The organism is Streptomyces sp. NPDC047002, assembly GCF_040704505.1.
Lineage (GTDB): Bacteria > Actinomycetota > Actinomycetes > Streptomycetales > Streptomycetaceae > Streptomyces.
On the sequence record NZ_JBEYWC010000053.1, the window covers coordinates 1 to 22,048 of the forward strand.

Consider the following 22,048-nt stretch of genomic DNA (forward strand, 5'->3'; position numbering starts at 1 on the left):
GCTCGGCGGGCGCACCCGCACCGCGATCACCGCCTGGAGCCCCCGGCCGAGCGAGGGCAGGTCGACCTCGGTCCTGAAGCCGAGGGGGACGTACGCGCCACCCGGCCCGGCCGCGCGCGAAGAGGCGCGGCCCCGCGGTCAGGGCCTTTGATGACACGACCTAGGAGCCGACGGGCACCCGGCGCGGGTGCGCGGGGGCCGGCGCCGTGCGGGGCGAGGCCACCGTGCGGGGCGCGGCCGTCGCCCGCGGGTCCACCGTCACGACGGCCGCGCCGAGCGGCTCGGCGAGCGCGCGCAGCGCGGGCTCCGCGAGCAGCACCCACGGCTGCTGGTCCCCGAACGCCTCCGCGAGCAGCCTCCTGCTGGTGAAGCCCACCGCCGTACGGGCGCCGCCCGGCGTGCGGGCGAAGCGCAGGTGCGTGCCGCCCTCCGCGCCCGTACGCACCGGGACGTACAGCGGACGGCCGGACAGCGTACCGCCGTTCGCGGGCCCCGCCGCCGCGGTCGCAGGGTCGGGGTCGGCGGTCTCGGCCGCGCTCTCGGACGTGACGAGCTCCATGGTGTCCTCCTGGGACTCCGTTCGCGGCCGGGCCCGTCGCCCGGCCGTTACCCATGAGCCTCTGCCCCGAGGCGGCGCACATGGTCTTCCCCTGACGGTGCGTTGACCTGCCCGAGGCGGATATTGACGCGATTCTGCCGTTCTGTTCGAGCCACGGGCCCGGCAGGTGAACGCGTGCGCGTACCCGCGTAACGCCTCCGTCATGGCGCGGTGACGCCCCGTGAAACACGCGGCTCCTAGCGTCCTGACCGGGGACGTGCCAGTGCCGGGCGACGGACGCGCCCGCACGCCGGACCCGTGCGCCCCTGCCCCCGTCCCGAGGAGCACCGCATGGCGATTGACGACGCACCCGCAGCGAAGGCACCCGCGCCGCCGGGCAGGGGCGCAGGGGCCCGCGCGGGGGAGACCCTTGAGGACTACACGCTGCGCTTCGCGCCCCGCTCGTACCGGCGCTGGACCCCCGCGGTCGTCGGCGCCTCGGCGCTCGGCGGCATCGCGTACATGGCGGACTTCTCCATCGCCGCGGGCGTCGGCGTCGCCCACGGCACGGTCAACGCGCTGCTGTCCATCGGCGTGGCCGCGGTGATCATCTTCGTCACCGGGCTGCCCCTCGCGTTCTACGGCGCCCGCCACAACATCGACCTCGACCTGATCACGCGCGGCGCGGGGTTCGGCTACTACGGCTCCGTCGTCACCTCGCTCGTCTTCGCGAGCTTCACCTTCATCTTCTTCGCCACCGAGGGCTCGATCATGGCGCAGGGCCTGCGCTACGCCCTGCACCTGCCGCTGTGGATCGGCTACCTCGTCTCCACGCTCGTCATCATCCCGCTGGTGGTCTACGGGATGAAGGCGCTGGCGAAGCTGCAGAGCTGGACCAACCCGCTGTGGCTGGTGCTGATCGCGGCGCCGCTGGTGTTCCTGCTCGCCACCGAGCCGTCCACCGTCTCGCACTGGCTGTCCTTCGAGGGCCGCGACCACCGCGGGGTGAGCACAGCGGCCGTGATGCTCGGCGCGGGCGCCTGCCTCTCGCTGATCGGCCAGATCGGCGAGCAGATCGACTACCTGCGCTTCATGCCGCCGCGCACCGAGGCCAACCGGCGCGCCTGGTGGGCCTCCGTGCTGCTCGCCGGGCCCGGCTGGGTGTTCTTCGGCGCGCTCAAGCAGGCCATCGGGGTGTTCATGGCGGTCTACGTGATCGGCGCGGTCGGCTCGGCCGCCGCGGTGGAGCCCATCGAGCAGTTCACCGGCGTCTTCGAGCGCATGCTGCCGTCCTGGCTCGTCGTGCCGCTCGCGCTGGTCCTCGTCGTGCTCAGCCAGGTGAAGATCAACGTCACCAACGCGTACTCGGGATCCCTCGCGTGGACGAACTCCTTCACCCGCGTCACCCGGCACTACCCCGGCCGCCTCGTCTTCGTCCTGGTCAACCTGGCGTTCTCGCTGGTGCTGATGGAGGCCGACATGTTCAGCTTCCTCAACAACCTGCTGAGCTTCTACTCCAACTGCGCGATGGCGTGGGTCGTCACCGTCGCCACCGACATCGGCGTCAACAAGTACCTGCTCAAACTCTCCCCGAAGGAGCCGGAGTTCAGGCGCGGCATGCTCTACGCGGTCAACCCGGTCGGCCTGACGTCGTTCCTCGCGTCCTCGCTCGGCTCGATCGCCGTCTACTTCGGCCTGTTCGGCGACGCCATCCAGCCGTACTCGCCGCTCGTCGCGGTGGGCGTCGCCCTCGCCGCCACTCCGCTCATGGCCCTGGCCACCCGCGGCCGCTACTACCTGCGGCGCCGCGACGACGGCATCGCCGAGCCGCGCACCGACGCGGACGGCAACCCCAGCGGCACCCCGTACACCTGCACCGTCTGCGGCGAGGAGTACGAGCGCCCCGACATGCTGGCGAGCGCGGCGGGCGGCGTCATCTGCTCGCTGTGCCTGGCCACCGACCGTACCGGCACGCACCTCCTGCCCGCCGACCCGCCGGGCCGCGCGGCGGCCTGACCCGCCCTCAGGGCAGCAGGCCCGCGCGCCGCGCCGCCACCACGGCTTCGAGCCTGGTGTGCGCGCCCAGCTTGCGCATCGCCGAGCGCAGATACCCCTTCACGGTCTCCGGCCGCACGCCGAGCGCCGCGGCGGCCGCCGTGTTGGTGGCACCCGCCGCCACGCACGCCAGCACGTCCACCTCGCGCGGCGCCAGCGCCGCCCGGCCCGCCGCGCCCCGCGGCGGGCCCGCGGCCCCGGACAGCCGGGCGCACGCCGCGAGCAGCGCGGCGCGCAGCCCCGGGTCGGCGATGCGCGGAGCGAGTGCCCGCAGCTCGCCGTGGGCCGCCCGCACCTCCTCCCACGCGCCGGGCGGCAGCGGCGCGCCAGGACCCGCCGCCGCGGCGCCGTCCGCGCGGTCCAGCAGCCTGCGCGCCTCGTCGCCCACGGCGAGCGCCTGCTCCACGTCCCGCGCCGCGGCCACCGCCGCGTCGAAGACCCGGTCGCCGATCGGCAGCGGCGTCCGCAGCGCCCCGTACAGCACGCCCCGCACCCGCCGCCCCACGACCACAGGCACCGCGACGACGGAGCGCAGCCCCTCGGCCGCCACCGCCGTGTCGTACTCGTGGCTGATGTGGCGCGCCGCCGCGTAGTCGGCCACCCCGCACGGCCTCGCGAGCGCGAGCGCCTTCCCGCCGACGCCGAGGCCCGACGATATCCGCAGGCCGCGCAGCGCGGCCGTGGTCGCGCCCGTCAGCTCGGTGAGCCTGAGGCTCGCCGGGTCGTGCAGGAGCCCGCCGAAGGCGACCGGAAGACCCGCCGATCTGCGCAGCCCGACCAGGGCCGACCTGACCTCACGCGACTCGCCCGCACCCGTCACGCGCCCGCACCTTCCGCCGCTTTTCCGCGTCACCCCCGTACGGGGGTGGTGAGACCTGTATCACTGATTGCACGATGCGGGTCAAGGGTCCGGCGGGGAAGCCGGCGACGAAGAGGGGCACCACGATGACGGCAGGCGGCACCACCGGCAGGGACGCGGCGCCGGACGGTCCCACCGGGCAGTTCAGGGCGGCACGCGACTTCCTGCTGGCACACCGCGAGGACTACCCGGGCGCGTACGGCGGGTTCGCCTGGCCGCGGCCCGCGCACTTCAACTGGGCCCTCGACTGGTTCGACCGGATCGCCGCCGACCCGCGCAACGCGGACCGGCCCGCACTGCACATCGTCGAGGAGGACGGCAGCCGCGCCGTGCGGACCTTCCCCGAGCTGGCCGCCCGCTCGGACCAGGTCGCCAACTGGCTGCGCGCGGTGGGCGTGCGGGCGGGCGACCGGATCGTCGTGATGCTCGGCAACCAGGTCGAGCTGTGGGAGACCGCGCTCGCCGCGATCAAGCTGCGGGCCGTCGTCATCCCCGCGACGCCGCTGCTCGGCACGGTCGACCTGCGCGACCGGGTGGAGCGCGGCGGCGCGCGGCACGTCCTCGTACGGGCCGCGGACACCGCCAAGTTCGACGGCGTGCCCGGCGGCTACACCCGGATCGCGGTCGGGGCCGATCCGCTGCCCGCGGGCTGGCTCGCCTACGAGGAGTCCGCGGCCGCGCCGTACGACTTCGCGCCCGACGGGCCGACAGCCGCCGACGACCCGCTGATGCTCTACTTCACCTCGGGCACCACCGCGCGCCCCAAGCTCGTCGAGCACACCCATGTCTCCTATCCGGTCGGCCACCTCGCGACGATGTACTGGATCGGGCTGAAGCCGGGCGACGTGCACCTGAACATCGCCTCGCCCGGCTGGGCCAAGCACGCCTGGTCCAACCTGTTCGGGCCGTGGAACGCGGAGGCCACGGTCTTCGTCCACAACTACACGCGCTTCGACCCGGTGCGGCTGATGGCCGAGATGGACGAGGCGGGCGTCACCAGCTTCTGCGCCCCGCCGACCGTCTGGCGGATGCTGATCCAGGCCGACCTCACCCAGCTGCGCACCCCGCCGCGCGAGGTCGTCGCCGCGGGGGAGCCGCTCAACCCCGAGGTCATCGAGACCGTGCGGCGCGAGTGGGGCGTCACCATCAGGGACGGCTTCGGGCAGACGGAGACGGCCGTCCAGGTCGCCAACTCGCCGGGACAGCTGGTCAAGGCGGGCTCGATGGGCCGACCGCTGCCCGGCTTCGCCATCGAGCTGCTCGACCCGGTGACCGGCGAACCCGGCGCGGCCGAGGGCGAGATCGCCGTCGTCCTCGCGGACCGCCCGGTCGGCGTGATGGCCGGCTACCACGGCGACCGGGAGCGCACCGCCGAGGCCATGGCGGACGGCCACTACCGCACCGGCGACATCGCCGCCAGGGACGCGGACGGCTACCTCACCTATGTGGGCCGCAGCGACGACGTGTTCAAGGCGAGCGACTACAAGATCAGCCCCTTCGAGCTGGAGAGCGCGCTGCTCGAACACGAGGCGGTGGCCGAGGCCGCCGTCGTGCCCGCGCCCGACCCGCTGCGGCTCGCCGTGCCCAAGGCGTACGTGGTGCTCGCCGAGGGCTGGGAGCCGGGACCCGACACGGCGAAGGCACTGTTCGCGCACTCGCGTGCGGTGCTCGCCCCCTACAAGCGGGTCAGGCGCATCGAGTTCGCGGAACTGCCGAAGACCGTCTCGGGCAAGATCCGCCGCATCGAGCTGCGCGAGCGCACCGCCGCGGGCGCCGAGCCGGGCGCCGAGTACACGGAGGAGGAGCTGACATGACGGAGGACTCCGGCGCGCCCGGGCTCTCGTACACCCGCGGCACCGGCACCGCGCCGCTGCTCGGCGACACCATCGGCGCGAACCTCGCCCGCGCGGTCGCCGCCCACGGCGCCTCGCCCGCGCTGGTCGACGCGGCCTCGGGCCGCCGCTGGACGTATGCGGAGTTCGGCGCCGACGTCGAGCGGCTCGCCCGCGCCCTGCTCGCCCTCGGCGTCGCGAAGGGCGACCGGGTGGGCATCTGGGCCGTCAACTGCCCCGAGTGGGTGCTCGTGCAGTACGCGACGGCACGCGTCGGCGCGGTCATGGTCAACCTCAACCCCGCCTACCGGGCGCCCGAGGCCGCGTTCGTGCTGCGGCAGTCCGGGGTCTCGGTGCTCGTCGCCACGCCGGCCCACCGCACCAGCGACTACCGGGCGATGGTCGACGAGCTCAGGCCCGACTGCCCCGAGCTGCGCGCCGTCCACTACATCGGGGAGCGGAGCTGGGACGAGCTGACGGCCGCGGCCGACGGCGCCACCGCCGCGGAACTGGCCGTCCGCGAGGCCGAGCTGTCCTGCGACGACCCCATCAACATCCAGTACACCTCCGGCACCACCGGCTTCCCGAAGGGCGCCACGCTCTCCCACCACAACATCCTCAACAACGGTTACTTCGTGGGGGAGTCGGTGGGCTACACCGCGGCCGACCGGATCTGCGTCCCGGTGCCCTTCTACCACTGCTTCGGCATGGTGATGGGCTGCCTCGCGGCCACGTCCCACGGTGCGTGTCTGGTGATCCCCGCCCCGTCCTTCGACCCGGCCGCCACCCTGGACGCCGTGCAGCGGGAGCGGTGCACCTCGCTGTACGGCGTCCCCACCATGTTCATCGCGGAGCTCGGGCTGCCCGGCTTCGCCGCGTACGACCTGACCTCGCTGCGCACCGGCATCATGGCGGGCTCGCCCTGCCCGGTGGAGGTGATGAAGCGGGTCGTCACCGAGATGCACATGAGCGAGGTGTCCATCTGCTACGGCATGACGGAGACCTCGCCCGTCTCCACCCAGACCCGGCGCGACGACGACCTGGAGCGGCGCACCGCCACCGTGGGCAGGGCGCTGCCGCACATCGAGGTCAAGGTGGTCGACCCGGCGACCGGCACCACCCTGCCGCGGGGCGAGGCGGGGGAGCTGTGCACCCGCGGCTACAGCGTGATGCTCGGCTACTGGGACGACCCCGCCCACACCGCCGAGGTGCTCGACGCGAGCCGCTGGATGCACACCGGGGACCTCGCGGTGATCAGGGACGACGGCTATGTGGAGATCGTCGGCCGGATCAAGGACATGATCATCAGGGGTGGCGAGAACATCTACCCCCGGGAGATCGAGGAGTTCCTGCACACCCATCCGAAGATCGCCGACGTGCAGGTGGTGGGCGTGCCCGACGAGCGCTACGGCGAGGTGGTGGCCGCCTGTGTGATCCCCCGCGACCCGGCCGCCCCGCCGGGCGCCGAGGAGATCGCCGCTTTCTGCGCCGAGCGCCTCGCCCGCCACAAGGTCCCGCACCGCGTCGAGATCGTGGACGCCTTCCCGATGACCGTCAGCGGCAAGGTGCGCAAGGTCGAGCTGCGCGAGCGCCTGGCGGCCGCGGCGGGGGAGTGACCGGCGCGGGCGCGGCCCGTCACTTCGTGTCGAGCCGGCCCAGCGGCTCGTCCGCCGCTGCCAGGGCGCGCCCGGCGGCGGGCCAGGCCGCGTCGTCGAGCCCAAGCGCCGTGCGGAGGTACGCGAGGCCCGCCTCCCCGACGAGCGCCACGCGCCCGGGGTTCTCGTCGGTGGTCCGCGTGTCGTGGGAGCCCTGGATGCCGCCGAGCCCGTGCTCGGCGCCGAACAGGGTCAGCAGGTCGGTGGCGCCCGGGGCGAGGCGGAAGCCGTCGGTGAACCAGTCGGGGCCGCGCACCGTCAGCGGCGACTGGTCGCGGTCGCCCGCGACGACCAGGCTCGGTGTCTTCAGCTCGGCGAAGTCGGGGCTCATGAACGGGAAGTGCTCGGCGGCGAACGGGCTCAGGTCGGCGCCGCCCGTCCCCGGCAGGCTGAGCAGCACCGCCGCGCGGACCCGCGGGTCGGCCAGGCTCTCGCCCGGTGTGCCGTCGGCCCCGACGACCCGCGCGCCCGCGAGCACCGAGGCGCTCTGCGCGCCCCACGAGTGCCCCGCGACCGCCACGCGGTCGCGGTCGACGCGCCCTGCGAGGCCGGGGACCGCCGCCTCGACGGCCGGGAGCCCGTCGAGGACCGCGGCCAGGTCGCCGACCCGGAAGCGCCAGAGGTCAGGGGTGCGCGGATCGTCGGGCGCGAGGCCGGCCGAGTCGAGGTGGGTGGGCTGGACGACGACGAAGCCGCCTGCGGCCCAGCGGCCGGCCAGGGGGCCGTAGTCGTCCATGGTCAGCGTCGCGCCGTGCGAGAGGACGACGACCGGCAGGCCGTGTCCTTCCACCGGCGCCGAGACCCGTACCCGCAGGTCGTCGCCGCGGCCCGGCACGGTCAGCGTGACCGGCGCGACGGAGACGACCGGGGCGGCGGGAGTGGTGTGGTTCATCAGAGGTATGCCTTTCCACGAGGGCAGCACGGCCCGCGGCGCGCTCTGGCAGGATGGATGCGGAGCACCGCTCCACATCACAATACGGAGCGATGCTCCACTTTGCAACGGGAGGCTTCCGCGATGCCCAGGGACACCACCCCGCCGACCGGTGGGGCCCCCAGCAGGCGGTCCGACGTCCGCAGGAACGAGCGGACGCTCCTCAAGGCTGCGGCGGCCGTCTTCGTCCGCTCGGGGATCAACGCCCCCGTGCGCGAGATCGCCGCCGAGGCGGGGCTCGGCATGGGCACCGTCTACCGCCACTTCCCCACCAGGTCGGACCTGGTGGTCGGCGTCTTCCGGCACCAGCTCGACGAGCTGGCGGCCGCGGAGCGGACCGCGCCGGCGGACGGCTCCCCCTACGCGTCCCTGCGGGTGTGGGTCCACGGGTTCGCCGACTTCCTGGTCACCAAGCACGGTCTCGCCGAGGCGCTCCACTCGGACCAGGCCGGGTTCGAGAGCCTGCACGCCGAGTTCGTCGAGCGCCTGCTGCCCGTGCTCGACCGGCTGCTGGGCGCGGCGGCGGCCGCCGGGCACACCCGGGCGGACGTGCGGGCCTACGACTTCATGCTCGCGGTCGGCAACCTGTGCGTCGGGGTCGGGACCTTCCCCGACTACCGGGCGCGCCGCATGATCGACCTGCTCCTCGACGGCCTGGCCGCGCCCGCCGCCTGACGGCGTACCGCATGGGCCCGGCGTACGAGGCGGGCCCGGCGTACCAGGCGGGCCTGGACGGCCCGCGCGGCCCCGGACGGCCCCGGACGGCACGCGCGCGGGCCCCGCGCCGGGTGGTCGCGGCGCGGGGCCCTCTGCGCTCCCCGGGGCCGTCCCTCCCGGGGCTCCCGCCGGCCTCAGGCCAGCGGGAGGATCTCGGTGGGCGCGTGGCCCGGAGCGGTCGCCAGCTCCTCGAACTCGTTGACCGAGGCGATGTCGGTGCCGCTCATCGCGATGTTCGTGACGCGTTCGAGCACGGCCTCCACCACGACGGGCACCCGCAGCTCCGCGGCGAGCTTCTTCGCCTCCTGGAACGCGGGCAGCAGTGCGTCGGGCTCCGTGACCCTGATGGCGCGGCAGCCGAGGCCCTCGGCGACCTTCACATGGTCGACCCCGTAGCCGCCGGTCTCGGGCGAGTTGATGTTCTCGAACTCCAGATTGACCTGGAAGTCCATGTCGAACGCGCGCTGCGCCTGCCGGATCAGGCCCAGATAGGCGTTGTTGACGAGCACGTGCACATAGCCGATGCGGTGCTGCGCGCCCACCGCGAGCTCCTCCAGCATGAACTGGAAGTCGTAGTCGCCGGAGAGCGCCACCACGCTCGCCTCCGGGTCGGCCGTCGCGACGCCGAGTGCCGCGGGGATCGTCCAGCCGAGCGGGCCCGCCTGGCCGCAGTTGATCCAGTGGCGCGGCCGGTAGACGTGGAGCATCTGGGCCCCGGCGATCTGCGAGAGGCCGATGGTGGAGACGTACCGGGTCTCGGGCCCGAAGGCGCGGTTCATCTCCTCGTACACCCGCTGCGGCTTGAGCGGCACGTCGTCGAAGTGGGTCCTGCGGTGCAGGGTCGCCTTGCGCTCGCGCGCCGCCGCCGCCCAGGCGCTCCGGTCCGGGAGCGCGCCCGCCGCCTTCAGCTCCTTCGCCACCTCGACGAAGAGGGCGAGCGCGGCGCCGGCGTCCGAGGCGATCCCGTAGTCGGGCGCGAAGATCTTGCCGATCTGGGTGGGTTCGATGTCGACGTGCACGAACGTGCGCCCCGCGCGGTAGACGTCGAGCTTGCCGGTGTGCCGGTTGGCCCAGCGGTTGCCGATGCCGAGCACGAAGTCGGACGCGAGGAACGTGGCGTTGCCGTAGCGGTGCGAGGTCTGCAGCCCGACCATGCCCGCGTTGAGCCCGTGGTCGTCGGCGATCGCGCCCCAGCCCATCAGCGTCGGCACGACGGGCGTGCCGGTCAGCTCCGCGAACTCCACGAGCAGCGCGGAGGCGTCCGCGCTCACCACCCCGCCGCCCGCGACGATCAGCGGCCGCTCGGACGCGGCGAGCATCCGCACGGCCTTCTCCGCCTGCGCCCGCGAGGCCACCGGCCGGTAGACGGGCAGCGGCTGGTAGGTGTCGGGGTCGAACTCGATCTCCGTCTGCTGGACGTCGAGCGGCAGGTCGATCAGGACGGGCCCCGGCCGGCCCGACCGCATCAGGTGGAACGCCTGCTGCACCACGCCTGGCACCTGCGCGGCCTCCAGCACCGTCGTCGCCGCCTTGGTGACCGGCCGGGCGATCGAGGCGATGTCGACGGCCTGGAAGTCCTCCTTGTGGATCACGGCGGTCGGGGCCTGCCCGGTGATGCACAGGATCGGGATCGAGTCGCCGATCGCCGAGTACAGGCCGGTGATCATGTCCGTGCCCGCGGGGCCCGAGGTGCCGACGCAGACGCCGATGTTGCCCGGGTGCGTGCGGGTGTAGCCCTCCGCCATGTGCGAGGCGCCCTCGACGTGGCGGGCCAGGGTGTGCTGGACGCCGCCGGCCGCCTTGAGCGCGGCGTAGAACGGGTTGATCGCCGCCCCCGGCACACCGAAGGCATGCGTGACGCCTTCGCGCTTCAGGATTTCAACTGCCGCGCGGGCGGCGGTCATTCGAGGCATGAGTGCTCCTCATTCGGCCGGCGGATTCGGGCTCTGTCGCGCCACCTGAGAGCGCCAATTCCGTAATGTGGAAGTACTGTTTTGCTATACGGAAAGAATGTAGGAGTCGGGCGGCCGCCGGGTCAAGGGGGAGCCCGAGGTCCTCTCCCCAATGCCTCGCTCTTGGTGGACGATGGTGCACGCGGCGCAACCGGCCGCGCGCGGCGGCGACGGGCGTAGGGGGGCACGTGAGGGAAGCGCAACGACCGGTCGGCGTGGAGTGCCCGGCCTGCGGGCGCAGACACCGCTACGCCCCGCCCGCCTACGCCTGCGCCTGCGGGGCCCCGGTCGTGCCGCCGCTGCGCGCGGGCGCCCGGCCGGAGCCGGTGCCGCGCAGGCCGGGGGGCGACGAGTGGGTCGTCCTGCGCTGCCCGGCCTGCGGCCGCGACGGGCAGTGGCCGCAGCCCCGGCTCGGCTGCCCCTGCGGCACGGTGCTCCGCATCCCGGTCAAGACCGCGGCCCCGCAGGCGCCCGCCTCACCTCCCGAAGGGCAGGCGGCCCCCGCACACATCCCGCTGCCGCGCACCGCGGCCGCGCCCCGGCCGTCGTTCCGCCCGCTGACCATCCGCACCGCGCGGGACGCCGTCACCGCGGCCGGGCTCTACCTGCGGTGGCTCGGCTTCCACGGCGTCGTCGCGGCGGAGCAGCGCCCCGCTTCCGGCATCGACCTGCGGGGGCCCGAGGTCGTCGCCCAGGTGGACCCCACCACCAGCCGCACCCCGCTGCGCGCGGTCGAGTGCGTCTGGCTGTACGGCCTGTACGACGCGGCGGCCGCCGTGGTGTTCTCGCTGGCCGGATACACCGAAGGGGCGCGCGCCCGCGCCGAAGAACTGGGCGTGCCCCTCTTCGTGATGGACCTCACCGGCACCCCGCAGCCGGTGAACGAGGCCGCCGAAGAACTGGTCTCCTCCGAGCAGTAGCACGGCGCCCGGCTCACTTCGTCAGCACGTTCACCACGATGATGAAGAGGCCGAGCAGGACGTCCGCGCCCCCGGCCCGGCAGCAGGCGAGCCACCCCTGCCCCGCGGCCCGCGCCGCCCACAGCCCCCAGCCGAAGAGGGCGGCGGTGTTGAGCGCGAGGGAGACGTCGAGCGCGCCCTCCTCGCTCCACTGTCCGGCGTACGCGCCGAGCAGGGCCACCACGGTCGGCGTCGCCGCGGTGAGCAGCGGCCACTCGCCGAGCACCGAGGGGAGGATGCGCGGGGTGACCCTGCCGCGGACGATCCTGCGGTGGGCGATGGCGTGCGCGTACCCGTGGGCGGCCGCCGCGGCCACCGCGGCGGCGAACACCCACGCCGCGTCGTAGCCGGGGTCGGGCCGCCCGCCCTCGTTGCCGAGCGCGGCGGCGAGCGCGCTCGCCAGCACGGAGCCGTACACCCCGCCGAACAGGAGCCGCTGGAGCGGCTCGCCGCGCCGCACCGGGCGCGGCGGCCTCGCCGGGCCCGCCGTCGAGCCCGAGGGCCCTGCGGCCCGCGGGGGATCGGGCGCGGGTCCTGGTGCGGGCCGGCCGCCGCGGGGGTCGTCGGGCACGCCGCCGCCTCTCGGAGCACGCCGCGCCCGTCAGCGCGGCGGCTCCATGTCCTCGGGGGTGAAGCCGGTGCCCTGGGTGAAGTACAGCTGCCAGCCGGCCCTTGCCGTCCTGCGCCACAGGGAGCTGCGGTGCGCCCGCCGCTCCCCGACGTTGAGGTCGAAGGTGAGGAGCACCAGGTCGGGGGCGAGTTCCCGGGCCACGAGCCGGCTGACCGTGCCCGCGGCCGTCACGGCAGGGCCCCACTCGCGCAGCTCGTCGATGTACGACTGGCGGGTCCACGCCCTGCCGGAGGAGCCGAAGGAGCGGAACTCCGGGTGCAGCAGCTCACCCAGCAGCCGCGGCGAGGTGAAGACCGCGGGGTCGAGGAAGCGCAGCTCGCCCTCGATGGCGGCGGTGGCGGCATCCGATGTGTCCCGATTGCTCACCCGCACCATCCTGCCCGAGCGGGGGCCGCCGGGCGCGCGGTGCGCCGCCGGACGCGCCTGGCGGCCTCAGGCGTCCGCCGGGCGGCAGGCCTCGCACACGCCCCACCAGGTGATCTCCGCCTCGTCGAGCGAGAAGCCCCGGGCGTCGAGCGGGTCGAGGCAGGGCGCCGCCCCCACGGTGCAGTCGACGTCCTCGATGCGCCCGCAGACGCGGCACACCAGGTGGTGGTGGTTGTCGCCGACGCGCAGTTCGTAGCGGGTGGGGGAGCCCGCGGGCTCGATGCACCGCACGAGACCGGCGCGCGTCAAATCGTCCAGCACGTTGTACAGGCCCTGGCGGGACGGCCCTGCGGCCAGGTGCGCCGCCTCGATGCGCTGCTCGACCTCCGCCGCGGTGGCGTGGGAGCCCGCCGTCAGTGCGTCCAGCACGGCGCGGCGCTGCGCGGTGCTGCGCAGTCCCTTCTGCCGCAGCAGCTCGGTCGCCGTCCTCGGCGGATTCTTCGCCGATGTCTCCATGGTGGTGGTCACACTCCTTCGGCCACTCCCCACAGTAGGCGACACAGTTGACCGGATCAATTTTAGGCGGGTACGGGTGCGGTCTGTCCGGCCGTCAGGCACGCGGGGCAGACGATCCTCGGGGTGCCCCTGCCGACGCGGGCCGCCGTCATGCCGCTGAAGCGGCGGACGGCCGGGCGCACGACCTCGCCGTGCCGCGAGCAGACGCCCATGCCGCAGTGCGCGCAGGTGCCGACCGCGGGTGTCTGCGCGCTCAGCTGCTGGCAGTCGTAGCAGTTCATTCCGCTGGCTCCAGGGGTGGTCTCGGGGTGCGGCGGCCGGAGGCGCGCCGACCGGCGGTTGCGGACCGGTGCCGTCGAATCTAGAGCTCAGAGTTGACAGAGTCAAATGAAGCCGATGGCGGCCGACGGGTGACCGCGCCCCGCCGTCCCGCCCCGGCGGGCTCTGGGGGTGTCCGGGCTCTGGGGGTGTCCGGGGTCTGGTGGGGGTGTGGTCCAGTCCTTTACGCTGACGCACGTTCACGGAGCTACCCGCCGTTCATGAACATGAACGGCGACGGTCTCTTCCGGCCGCCTCGGCTCCGACCCGTACGCCCCCACACCCGTACACCCCCACCACGGAAGGCCCTCCCATGGACCGACGGCACTTCCTCGGCACCGGCGCCGCGCTCGCGGCCGCCGGAACGCCCCTGCTCGGCGGCGTCGCGCGGGCCGCGGCCGCGCGCACCGCCCCCCGCCGGCCGTCCGCCGCGGCGGACGCCCTGCCCTCCCGGGCCGACATCACCGCCGTCCTGCGCAAGGTCGCCGACCGGTGGATCGCCGCGAACCCCGGCACCGGCGACAACCTGTGGGCCAACGCCACCTTCTACAGCGGCCTCATGGCCCTGTACCGGCTCACCCGGGACGCCCGCTACCTCGACCGCGCACGCTCCTGGGCCGAGAGCCACGGCTACGGCCTGAGCGGCGGCACCACCACCCGCGACGCCGACAACCAGTGCGCGGGACAGGCCTATCTCGACCTGTACGAGGCCGAGCCCGACCCCGCCAAGCTCACCGCGATCGAGACCTGCCTGCACCGCATGACCGCCGTCGACCAGGTGGGCAAGAACGACGACTGGTGGTGGGACGACGCCCTGCACATGGGCATGCCGCCGTTCGCCCGGCTCGGCGCCCTGCGCGGCGACGGCGCCTACTGGACCAAGCTGCACAGCCTCTACACCCACACCAAGAGCGCCGAGGGCGGCCCCGGGCTCCTCGACCCCGCCACCGGCCTCTGGTACCGGGACAAGAACTTCCTGCCCGGCGGCATCCTCTCGCCCTCGGGCAAGCCCGTGGTGTGGTCGCGCGGCAACGGCTGGGTCGCGGCGGGCCACGTCAAGACCCTCAAGGCGCTGCCCGCCGACCGCTCCGACACCGCCGAGTACCGCGACACGCTGGCGCGGCTGATCGGCGCGGTCGCCCGGGTCCAGCGCGCCGACGGCTTCTGGAACGTCAATCTCGCCGACCCGGCCCACTTCCCCGGCCCGGAGACCAGCGGCACCGTCTTCTTCGCCTACGGCACCGCCTACGCGGTCGCGGCGGGACTCGTCGACCGGGCCGCCCACCTGCCCGTCGCGGCCCGCGCCTGGAACGGCCTCGTCGCCACCGCCGTCCACCCGGACGGCACCCTCGGCTACGTGCAGAAAGTGGGCGACCGCCCCGACTCGAGCCAGCCGGTCACCTACGACAGCACTGCCGACTTCGCCGTCGGCGGCTTCCTCCTCGCCGGCACCGAGCTGGCCGGGCTCGCCGCCTGAGCGCGGGGGAGTGCGCGGGCCGCGGGGGCCTAGATCCCGCGCCCGCGCGCCCCCTCGCGGGTGCGCGCCGCCAGCACATGGCGCTTGGGGTGGCGCCGCAGGTACTCGCCCTCCAGCTGCGCCGTGCGCGTGTTGTGGGTGTCCAGGGCGTCCTGCGACCCGTGCAGCAGCGTGTCGTGCCGGGTGCGGTGCAGCGTCTCCAGCTCCCGCAGCAGCTGCTGGTCCCCGAGCCGCGCCGGATCGACCCCCATCGCCTCGCCGCCCGTGTCGTCCTTACCGGTCATGGGACGTCTCCTTCCGTCGGGTCCGCCTTCACATACGTACCCGCTGAGGACGAAACGTCTCCGGCCTGACGTCCGCCCGCGCCGCCCCGAACCGCCCGCCGCACCAAGCGTGTTCATCCGTATGCGTACCGTCACGGAAACCTGTGCGAATCCCTTCTGTGAATAACCCGCACATTGCAAGCGTCCTGCACCCCGCGCTGCACACCGCCTCCCTGGACACGCGCCCCTCCGACCGCTCGGTACGGACGGAATGCGAGGTTGGCGCGGTGGGTCCGGCCGGGACTGACCGATGTTCGGACCACGGTGTGAAGGAAACGCACCGCACCGATGGCGGGGCCGTCACAACACCCCACGGATCAACGGCACATGTGGGCCGGGGACCGCCGCGGCAGGTGGCTGCCCGGAAGACGTCCGTGCTTACATCCCATCGCACGCAGCCGGCACCACGGCGATTTCGTCCCTGACGGGGAAGACGCAGGTGGCGGACGCGTGTCGAATCAGAGCCATCCGAAGGGAAGCATCACTGATGAACTCCACCCCCCAGGTCGAGACCCAGGAAATCGCCGACGCCGACCTGGACAACGTGTCCGGTGGCCTCGTCGGTGACACCGTCTCGGGTGTCGTCGGCACCGTCTCCGGTGTGGTCAACGTCAGCGGCGTGCTGTCGACCGTCGACAACACCGTCGACCCGCTGGTGAACACGTCCGCCGTGACGGGCCTCGTCAGCGGCCTCTGAGCACCTGGTCGTACGATCAGGTGTGACTGACTGACACGTGTCCCGGGCCCGTATGTCGTACGGGCGCCGGGGCACGTTTCCGTGTGAGCGAAGACCGGGAAGACCGCCGTGCAATTCCGCCAACAGGCGCTCAGCAAGCTTCAGTCGCCGGAGGAGCTCGACCTCCCCGTGCGGCTCGCCCGCCCCCGCGGCCTGATCACCCTCGCGGTGACACTCGCCGCCATGGCGGCGGGCGCACTGTGGGCGGTCGCGGGACAGGTCACGTCCACCGTCTCCGCACCCGGCATCCTCACCTACGGGCAGGGCAGCTACGTCCTCCAGAGCCCGGTCGCAGGACAGGTCACCGCGGTGCTCGCGCAGGAGGGCCAGCGCGTCGCCACCGGCGCGCCGCTGGTCAAGGTGCGCCTCGCGCACGGGGGCACGGACGAGGTGCGCGCCCTCGCCGCCGGGCGCGTCACCTCGCTGACCGCCACCATCGGCGCCGTCGTCACCACCGGCGCGGACGTCGCGACCGTGGAGCGGACCGCCCACGCCGGCGACCCCCTCCTCGCGATGCTGTACGTGCCCGCGTCCGGCGGCGCGTCCGTCGCGCCGGGGCAGCCCGTCGACCTCAGCCTGCCCTCCGTGCCCGAGCAGCAGTACGGCGTCCTGCACGGCACCGTCAAGGCCGTCGGCCGGGGCGCCCAGACCCGGCGGCAGATCGCCGCCTTCCTCGGCGACCCGTCACTCGCCGAGCAGTTCAGCCGCGACGGGCAGCCCGTCGCCGTCCTGGTCGGCCTCGACACCGCCCGCGGCACCACGTCCGGCTACGCCTGGTCCACCCCGGCGGGGCCGCCGTTCGCGCTCGCCTCCATGACCCCCGCGGACGGCTCCGTGACCGTCGCGCGCCGCCACCCCGCCTCCTGGCTGCTGCCGTGAGCGCCTCGTCGGTGCCGCCGCAGCGGCAGCTGCCGCCCGGCGGCCACGGCCGCCACCGCACGGGCCCCGCGAAGCCCGAGCCCGCCCCCGCCAAGCGCCGCGCGCGCGGCGTGCGCACGCCCACCGTCCTCCAGATGGAGGCCGTCGAGTGCGGCGCCGCCTGCCTCGCCATGGTCCTCGCCCACCACGGCCGCCACGTTCCGCTCGAAGAGCTGCGCATCGCCTGCGGCGTCTCACGCGACGGCTCCCGCGCCAGCAACGTCCTGAAGGCGGCCCGCAGTTACGGCCTCGGCGCCAAGGGCATGCAGATGGAGTCCGCCGCGCTCGCCGACGTCCAGGGCCCGGCCATCCTGTTCTGGGAGTTCAACCACTACGTCGTCTACGACGGCATGGGCCGCAGGTTCGGCACCCGCGGCGTCCACATCAACGACCCGGGCAAGGGGCGCAGGTTCGTGCCCGCCGAGGAGTTCGACACCAGCTTCACCGGCGTCGCCCTCGTCTTCGAGCGCACCGGCGCCTTCACCACGGGCGGGCGCCGCCCCGGCATCCTGCGCGCCCTGCCCGCCCGGCTGCGCGGCACCGCGGGCACCCTCTTCGCCGCGCTCCTCGCCGGGCTGCTGCTCGTCGCCACCGGCGCCGCTGTGCCCGCGCTCAGCCGCACGTACATCGACATGTTCCTGGTGGGCGGCCAGTCGTCGCTGCTCGGGCCGCTGTTCGCCGCGATGGCCGCGACGATCGCGCTGACCGCCGTCCTCACCGGGCTCCAGCAGGCCAACCTGCTGCGCGGGCGCATCATCTCCTCCACGCTCGGCAGCGCACGCTTCATGCGCCACCTGATGCGGCTGCCCGTGACCTTCTTCGCCCAGCGCAGCCCCGCCGACCTCGTCCAGCGCCTCCAGTCCAACGACTCCGTCGCCGAGACCCTCGCCCGCGACCTGTCGGCGGCCGGCGTCGACGGCCTCGTCGTGCTGCTCTACGCCGTGCTGCTGTGGACCTACGACCCGCAGCTCACCGTCATCGGCGTGCTGGTGGCCCTGCTCAACGTCGTCGCCATGCGCGTCGTGATCCGGCTGCGCGCCACCCACACGCAGAAACTCCGCGCCGACAGCGCCCGCCTCACCACCACCTCGTACACCGGGCTCCAGCTGATCGAGACCCTCAAGGCGACCGGCGGCGAGGACGGCTTCTTCCGCCGCTGGGCCGGGCAGCACGCCACCACCCTGGAGGAGCAGCAGCGCCTCGGCGTGCCCAGCGCGGTGCTCGCCGTCGTCGCGCCGCTGCTCGCCACCCTCAACAGCGCGCTCATCCTGTGGATCGGCGGGCTGCGCGCCGTGGAAGGCCACCTCTCCATCGGCCTGCTCGTCGCCTTCCAGGCCCTCGTCACCCGCTTCACCGCGCCCATCACCCGGCTCAACGGCGTCGCGGGCCGCATCCAGGACTTCGCCGCCGACGTCACCCGCCTCAAGGACGTGGAGAACTTCCCCGCGGACAGCCTCTACACCCGTGACGACAGCGACCCGAGCACCCGCCGCCTCACCGGCCATGTCGCCCTGGCGGACGTCACGTTCGGCTACAGCCCGCTCGACGCCCCGCTGCTCAAGGGGTTCTCGCTCACCGTCGGGCCCGGCAGGCAGGTCGCGCTCGTCGGCGGCTCGGGCAGCGGCAAGTCCACCGTCTCCCGGCTGATCTCCGGCCTCTACCGGCCCTGGGAGGGCGCCATCTCCATCGACGGCCGGCGCATCGAGGACATCCCGCGCGGCGCGCTCGCCGCCTCCGTGTCCTTCGTCGACCAGGAGGTCTTCCTCTTCGAGGGGACCGTACGCGACAACGTCGCCCTCTGGGACCCGTCCGTGCCCGACGAGGCGGTCGTCGCCGCGCTGCGGGACGCGGCGCTCTACGACGACGTCATCGCGCGCAGGCCCGACGGCATCCACACCCGCGTCGAGCAGGACGGCCGCAACTTCTCCGGCGGCCAGCGCCAGCGCCTGGAGATCGCCAGAGCCCTGGTGCGCGGCCCCAGCGTCCTCGTGCTCGACGAGGTCACCAGCGCTCTCGACGCGGAGACCGAGCGGGTCATCATGGACAACCTGCGGCGGCGCGGCTGCGCCTGCGTGGTGATCGCCCACCGGCTGAGCACCGTGCGCGACAGCGACGAGATCGTCGTGCTCGACCACGGCACCGTCGTGGAACGCGGCCGCCACACCGACCTGGTGGCCGCGGGCGGCCCGTACGCCGCGCTGGTCAAGGAGCGTTGAGATGACCACGGCGACGGGACCAGGCACCGGGCACGCGGAGCGCGACGCCGTCACGGCGGCCTTCGCGGACAGCGGCACGCCCGCGGGCACCGCGGACGGCACCGGGGTGGACCTCGAAGGGCCGCTCGTGCTCTGGCTGGTGGCCGCCGGCGTCCTCGACCTGTTCGCCGTCGACGCGGCAGGCGGCGGGCCCTGGCACTTCCTCGGCCGCATCGAAGCGGGCACCCTCCTCCTCGGGCCCGTCGAGGGGCCGAGGCACACCCTGCTCGGCAGACCTGGGCCCGGCTGCGTCCTGCGCCGCGTCCCGCTGCGCGAGCTCACCCGCCACCCCCAGCAGCCGCTGCCGCAGGAGCAGTCGGCGCTGGAGAGCGCGTTCGCGCTCGGCATCGCCCGCGGCCTCGGCGCCCTCTTCGAGGCGCCGCTCGACGCCCGGCTCGCCGGGGACGGCCCGATGGCCGACGCCGTCGCCGACGACGACGCCCTGTGGATGCCCGTGCCGCCGGGCAGCGTCGAGCACGGCGCCGCCTACAGCGCCGACTTCGCCGGCGACCTGCTGGTGGACGCCGCGATGTGGCAGGGCATGGTCGCCCAGCAGTACCGCCTGCTCGCCGCCGTCGACCGGTGGATCGAGAGCCGCGAGCAGGCCCACGAGGAGCGCACCGCGGCCGGCATCAGGGCGGGCGAGCGCGAGCGGGAGAGCGCCGACCGTGCCCTCGTCGCCTCGCTCGAGCGCCGCGGCCGCACGGCGCGCGAGCGCGCCGCCGCCCCCGACACGGGCGACGACGCCGTGTTCGCCGTGTGCCGCCTCGTCGCGTCCGCCACCGGCATCGCACTCGGCGACCCGCCGCGCGACCACGGCGCCGCCCGCTCCAGGCTCGGACCCGTCGAGCGGATCGCCGAGCACGCCAGGGTCCGCACCCGGCCCGTGCGGCTCGCCGGCGAGTGGTGGCGCACCGATGTGGGACCGCTGGTCGGCGCGCGGGCCCGCTCGGGTGCGCCGGTCGCCCTGCTGTGGCGGCGCGGCGGATACCAGGCGGTCAACCCGCTCAGCGGATCGCGCACCCGGATCACCGCGGGCACCGCCGAGGACTTCGAGCCGCGCGCCGTCATGTTCTACCGGCCGCTGCCGCAGCGCCCGCTGCACCCGCTGCGGCTGCTGCGCTTCACCCTGCGCGGCGCACGCGGCGACCTGCGGGCCCTGGTGCTCGCCGGGCTCGTCACCGTCGCGCTCGGCGCGCTGGTGCCGCTCGCGACCGGCCGGGTGCTCGGCGAGTACGTGCCGCGTGCGCAGGACAGCCTCATCGTGCAGGTCTCCCTCGCCGTGATGGTCGCAGGCGCGGTGTCCGCCGCCTTCGGGCTGTTGCAGAACCTCACCATGCTGCGGCTCGAAGGCCGGATGGAGGCCACCCTCCAGCCCGCCGTGTGGGACCGGCTGCTGCGGCTGCCCACCGCGTTCTTCGGCGAGCGCTCCACCGGCGAGCTGGCAAGCGCCGCCATGGGCGTCAGCGCCGTGCGCCGGGTGCTCTCCGGCATCGCGCCCGTCGTCCTGCAGTCCACCACCGTCGGCCTGATGAACTTCGGGCTGCTGCTCTACTTCAGCGTGCCCCTCGCCTTCGCCGCGCTCGGCATGCTCGCCGTCGTGACCGCCGTCTTCCTGGCGCTCGGGCTGTGGCAGGTGCGCTGGCAGCGGCGGCTGGTGAAGCTCGGCAACAAGCTCAACAACCAGGCCTTCCAGACCCTGCGAGGACTGCCCAAGCTGCGCGTCGCCGCGGCCGAGCCGTTCGCCTACGCCGCCTGGGCGCGGGAGTTCGCCACGTCGCGGACGATGCAGCAGCGCGCCGGGCACATCAAGAACGTCAACACCGTCGTCGACGCCGTCTACCTGCCGCTGTGCACCCTGCTGATGTTCATGGCACTCGCGGGCCCGGCGCGCGGCACGCTGTCGTCCGCGGCGTTCCTCACCTTCAACACCGCCGTGACGATGCTGCTGACCTCGGTCACCCAGCTCACCGGCGCGCTGGTCTCGGCGGTCGCGGCCCTGCCGCTGTACGAGCAGGTGCGGCCGGTGCTGCGCGGCGAGCCCGAGGTGCGCGAGGGCAGCGCCGCGCCCGGCGCGCTGACCGGCGCGTTCGCCGCCCGCGGGGTGTCCTTCCGGTACGGGGACGAGGGCCCGCTCGTCCTGGACGACGTGACCGTGGAGGTCGCGGCGGGGGAGTTCGTCGCGGTCGTCGGGCCGAGCGGCTGCGGCAAGTCGACCCTGCTGCGGCTGCTGATCGGCTTCGACCGGCCCGTCTCGGGCAGCGTGCTCTACGACGGCCAGGACCTCGCGGCACTCGACCTGTCCGCCGTGCGCAGGCAGTGCGGCGTCGTCCTGCAGAACGCGCAGCCGCTCACCGGCTCGATCCTCGACTGCATACGCGGCGCCGAGCCGTACACGCAGGAGGAGGTGTGGGCGGCGGCCGAACTCGCCGGGCTCGCCGAGGACATCAAGCGGATGCCGATGGGCCTGCACACGATGATCGCGGGCGGCGGCGCCATCTCGGGCGGGCAGCGCCAGCGGCTGATGATCGCCCAGGCCCTCGTCAGGCGCCCCCGGGTCCTCTTCTTCGACGAGGCCACCAGCGCGCTCGACAACGAGACCCAGCGCGTCGTCATGGAGAGCACCAGGCGGCTGCGGGCCAGCAGGCTGGTGATCGCGCACCGGCTGAGCACCGTCCTTGACGCGGACCGTGTGGTGGTGATGGACGGCGGCCGGGTGGTCGAACAGGGCCCGCCCGCCGCGCTGCTCGCCGACCCCGCGGGCCGGCTGACCGAGCTCGTACGGCGGCAGGTGGCCTGACCGGTCCGCGCGGGCGAGGGTGGTGGGGCCGCGGTGCGCGGCGCGCGGACCCGCGCGCCCGCCCTCACGTCGGGCGGACGCGCGGCCGTCGGCCGCCGCACCGGCCTGCCGCCCACCGCGGCCCTCCGCGGCCGCGACCGCGTCGAGGAACCGGAAGCGCTGCGGGCCCGGATCGTACTGCTGCGCGACCGCCCCACCGACGCGCTCTCG

Annotated in this window: 19 protein-coding genes; 10 read left to right on the plus strand and 9 right to left on the minus strand. The window is 74.2% G+C overall.

The features are described from left to right. Nucleotides 1-160 precede the first annotated feature (160 nt). Nucleotides 161-559 (minus strand): SAV_915 family protein, encoded by a 399-nt coding sequence (locus AB0910_RS30445; RefSeq protein ID WP_366747894.1) that lies wholly within the window; start codon nucleotides 557-559, stop codon nucleotides 161-163. Between the two features lie 330 nt (nucleotides 560-889). On the opposite strand from AB0910_RS30445, the gene AB0910_RS30450 reads away from it, so the two are divergent. Beyond that, nucleotides 890-2,554 carry an allantoin permease gene (locus AB0910_RS30450; RefSeq protein WP_366747895.1) on the plus strand — a complete coding sequence of 555 codons (1,665 nt, stop codon included), beginning with the start codon at nucleotides 890-892 and terminating at the stop codon, nucleotides 2,552-2,554. A gap of 7 nt (nucleotides 2,555-2,561) precedes the next feature. Here the strand turns inward: AB0910_RS30450 and AB0910_RS30455 are convergent, their stop codons facing one another. Then, the gene (locus AB0910_RS30455) at nucleotides 2,562-3,413 is read right to left on the minus strand and encodes a LuxR C-terminal-related transcriptional regulator (protein WP_366747896.1); all 852 of its coding nucleotides are present in this window, start codon (nucleotides 3,411-3,413) and stop codon (nucleotides 2,562-2,564) included. Nucleotides 3,414-3,538: 125 nt separating this feature from the next. Here AB0910_RS30455 and AB0910_RS30460 point away from each other — a divergent pair, with 125 nt between their 5' ends. Beyond that, complete coding sequence (locus AB0910_RS30460) at nucleotides 3,539-5,266, plus strand: AMP-binding protein (protein WP_366747897.1); 1,728 nt, start codon at nucleotides 3,539-3,541, stop codon at nucleotides 5,264-5,266. Then, nucleotides 5,263-6,900 (plus strand): AMP-binding protein, encoded by a 1,638-nt coding sequence (locus tag AB0910_RS30465; protein ID WP_366747898.1) that lies wholly within the window; start codon nucleotides 5,263-5,265, stop codon nucleotides 6,898-6,900. The genes AB0910_RS30460 and AB0910_RS30465 overlap by 4 nt, the downstream gene beginning before the upstream one ends. A 19-nt stretch (nucleotides 6,901-6,919) precedes the next feature. On the opposite strand, the gene AB0910_RS30470 is transcribed toward AB0910_RS30465, so the two are convergent. Further along, complete coding sequence (locus tag AB0910_RS30470) at nucleotides 6,920-7,831, minus strand: chlorophyllase (RefSeq protein ID WP_366747899.1); 912 nt, start codon at nucleotides 7,829-7,831, stop codon at nucleotides 6,920-6,922. Nucleotides 7,832-7,954: 123 nt separating this feature from the next. Here AB0910_RS30470 and AB0910_RS30475 point away from each other — a divergent pair, with 123 nt between their 5' ends. Continuing rightward, complete coding sequence (locus tag AB0910_RS30475; protein ID WP_366747900.1) at nucleotides 7,955-8,545, plus strand: TetR/AcrR family transcriptional regulator; 591 nt, start codon at nucleotides 7,955-7,957, stop codon at nucleotides 8,543-8,545. A gap of 176 nt (nucleotides 8,546-8,721) precedes the next feature. On the opposite strand, the gene gcl is transcribed toward AB0910_RS30475, so the two are convergent. Then, nucleotides 8,722-10,500 (minus strand): glyoxylate carboligase, encoded by a 1,779-nt coding sequence (gcl, locus tag AB0910_RS30480; protein WP_366747901.1) that lies wholly within the window; start codon nucleotides 10,498-10,500, stop codon nucleotides 8,722-8,724. A 227-nt stretch (nucleotides 10,501-10,727) separates the two neighbouring features. On the opposite strand from gcl, the gene AB0910_RS30485 reads away from it, so the two are divergent. Continuing rightward, nucleotides 10,728-11,459 carry a hypothetical protein gene (locus tag AB0910_RS30485; RefSeq protein WP_366747902.1) on the plus strand — a complete coding sequence of 244 codons (732 nt, stop codon included), beginning with the start codon at nucleotides 10,728-10,730 and terminating at the stop codon, nucleotides 11,457-11,459. Between the two features lie 13 nt (nucleotides 11,460-11,472). Here the strand turns inward: AB0910_RS30485 and AB0910_RS30490 are convergent, their stop codons facing one another. From AB0910_RS30490 to AB0910_RS30505, 4 genes are all read right to left on the minus strand, one after another. Further along, on the minus strand, nucleotides 11,473-12,069 hold the full coding sequence (locus tag AB0910_RS30490; RefSeq protein WP_366747903.1) for a hypothetical protein: 597 nt from the start codon (nucleotides 12,067-12,069) through the stop codon (nucleotides 11,473-11,475). A gap of 30 nt (nucleotides 12,070-12,099) precedes the next feature. Continuing rightward, nucleotides 12,100-12,495 (minus strand): DUF4440 domain-containing protein, encoded by a 396-nt coding sequence (locus AB0910_RS30495; RefSeq protein WP_366747904.1) that lies wholly within the window; start codon nucleotides 12,493-12,495, stop codon nucleotides 12,100-12,102. A 66-nt stretch (nucleotides 12,496-12,561) separates the two neighbouring features. Further along, nucleotides 12,562-13,011, minus strand: a complete 450-nt coding sequence (locus AB0910_RS30500) for a transcriptional repressor (protein ID WP_366747911.1) — start codon at nucleotides 13,009-13,011, stop codon at nucleotides 12,562-12,564. 62 nt (nucleotides 13,012-13,073) lie between these two features. Further along, entirely contained in the window at nucleotides 13,074-13,292 is a 219-nt protein-coding gene (locus tag AB0910_RS30505; RefSeq protein WP_366747905.1) for a DUF2180 family protein, read from the minus strand. Nucleotides 13,293-13,642: 350 nt separating this feature from the next. On the opposite strand from AB0910_RS30505, the gene AB0910_RS30510 reads away from it, so the two are divergent. Then, nucleotides 13,643-14,806, plus strand: a complete 1,164-nt coding sequence (locus AB0910_RS30510; RefSeq protein ID WP_366747906.1) for a glycoside hydrolase family 88 protein — start codon at nucleotides 13,643-13,645, stop codon at nucleotides 14,804-14,806. 29 nt (nucleotides 14,807-14,835) lie between these two features. Here AB0910_RS30510 and AB0910_RS30515 read toward each other — a convergent pair whose 3' ends face one another. Continuing rightward, complete coding sequence (locus tag AB0910_RS30515) at nucleotides 14,836-15,090, minus strand: DUF6158 family protein (RefSeq protein WP_366747907.1); 255 nt, start codon at nucleotides 15,088-15,090, stop codon at nucleotides 14,836-14,838. 526 nt (nucleotides 15,091-15,616) lie between these two features. Here AB0910_RS30515 and AB0910_RS30520 point away from each other — a divergent pair. The 4 genes from AB0910_RS30520 (at nucleotide 15,617) to AB0910_RS30535 (ending at nucleotide 21,838) form a co-directional block, all read left to right on the plus strand. Continuing rightward, nucleotides 15,617-15,826 (plus strand): type A2 lantipeptide, encoded by a 210-nt coding sequence (locus AB0910_RS30520; protein WP_345644933.1) that lies wholly within the window; start codon nucleotides 15,617-15,619, stop codon nucleotides 15,824-15,826. A gap of 108 nt (nucleotides 15,827-15,934) precedes the next feature. Further along, complete coding sequence (locus tag AB0910_RS30525; RefSeq protein WP_366747908.1) at nucleotides 15,935-16,744, plus strand: HlyD family efflux transporter periplasmic adaptor subunit; 810 nt, start codon at nucleotides 15,935-15,937, stop codon at nucleotides 16,742-16,744. Then, entirely contained in the window at nucleotides 16,741-18,999 is a 2,259-nt protein-coding gene (locus AB0910_RS30530; RefSeq protein WP_366747909.1) for an NHLP family bacteriocin export ABC transporter peptidase/permease/ATPase subunit, read from the plus strand. The genes AB0910_RS30525 and AB0910_RS30530 overlap by 4 nt, the downstream gene beginning before the upstream one ends. A 1-nt stretch (nucleotide 19,000) precedes the next feature. Continuing rightward, nucleotides 19,001-21,838 carry an NHLP bacteriocin export ABC transporter permease/ATPase subunit gene (locus tag AB0910_RS30535; protein WP_366747910.1) on the plus strand — a complete coding sequence of 946 codons (2,838 nt, stop codon included), beginning with the start codon at nucleotides 19,001-19,003 and terminating at the stop codon, nucleotides 21,836-21,838. Nucleotides 21,839-22,048 lie beyond the last annotated feature (210 nt).

What these genes read in the sequence shown, in the direction of transcription:
- AB0910_RS30470 (WP_366747899.1), bottom strand. Translation starts at nt 7,831, where the DNA reads ATGAACCACACCACTCCCGCCGCCCCGGTCGTCTCCGTCGCGCCGGTC.
- AB0910_RS30465 (WP_366747898.1), top strand. Translation starts at nt 5,263, where the DNA reads ATGACGGAGGACTCCGGCGCGCCCGGGCTCTCGTACACCCGCGGCACC.
- AB0910_RS30515 (WP_366747907.1), bottom strand. Translation starts at nt 15,090, where the DNA reads ATGACCGGTAAGGACGACACGGGCGGCGAGGCGATGGGGGTCGATCCG.
- gcl (WP_366747901.1), bottom strand. Translation starts at nt 10,500, where the DNA reads ATGCCTCGAATGACCGCCGCCCGCGCGGCAGTTGAAATCCTGAAGCGC.
- AB0910_RS30505 (WP_366747905.1), bottom strand. Translation starts at nt 13,292, where the DNA reads ATGAACTGCTACGACTGCCAGCAGCTGAGCGCGCAGACACCCGCGGTC.
- AB0910_RS30475 (WP_366747900.1), top strand. Translation starts at nt 7,955, where the DNA reads ATGCCCAGGGACACCACCCCGCCGACCGGTGGGGCCCCCAGCAGGCGG.
- AB0910_RS30520 (WP_345644933.1), top strand. Translation starts at nt 15,617, where the DNA reads ATGAACTCCACCCCCCAGGTCGAGACCCAGGAAATCGCCGACGCCGAC.
- AB0910_RS30500 (WP_366747911.1), bottom strand. Translation starts at nt 13,011, where the DNA reads ATGGAGACATCGGCGAAGAATCCGCCGAGGACGGCGACCGAGCTGCTG.
- AB0910_RS30450 (WP_366747895.1), top strand. Translation starts at nt 890, where the DNA reads ATGGCGATTGACGACGCACCCGCAGCGAAGGCACCCGCGCCGCCGGGC.
- AB0910_RS30460 (WP_366747897.1), top strand. Translation starts at nt 3,539, where the DNA reads ATGACGGCAGGCGGCACCACCGGCAGGGACGCGGCGCCGGACGGTCCC.
- AB0910_RS30445 (WP_366747894.1), bottom strand. Translation starts at nt 559, where the DNA reads ATGGAGCTCGTCACGTCCGAGAGCGCGGCCGAGACCGCCGACCCCGAC.
- AB0910_RS30510 (WP_366747906.1), top strand. Translation starts at nt 13,643, where the DNA reads ATGGACCGACGGCACTTCCTCGGCACCGGCGCCGCGCTCGCGGCCGCC.
- AB0910_RS30535 (WP_366747910.1), top strand. Translation starts at nt 19,001, where the DNA reads ATGACCACGGCGACGGGACCAGGCACCGGGCACGCGGAGCGCGACGCC.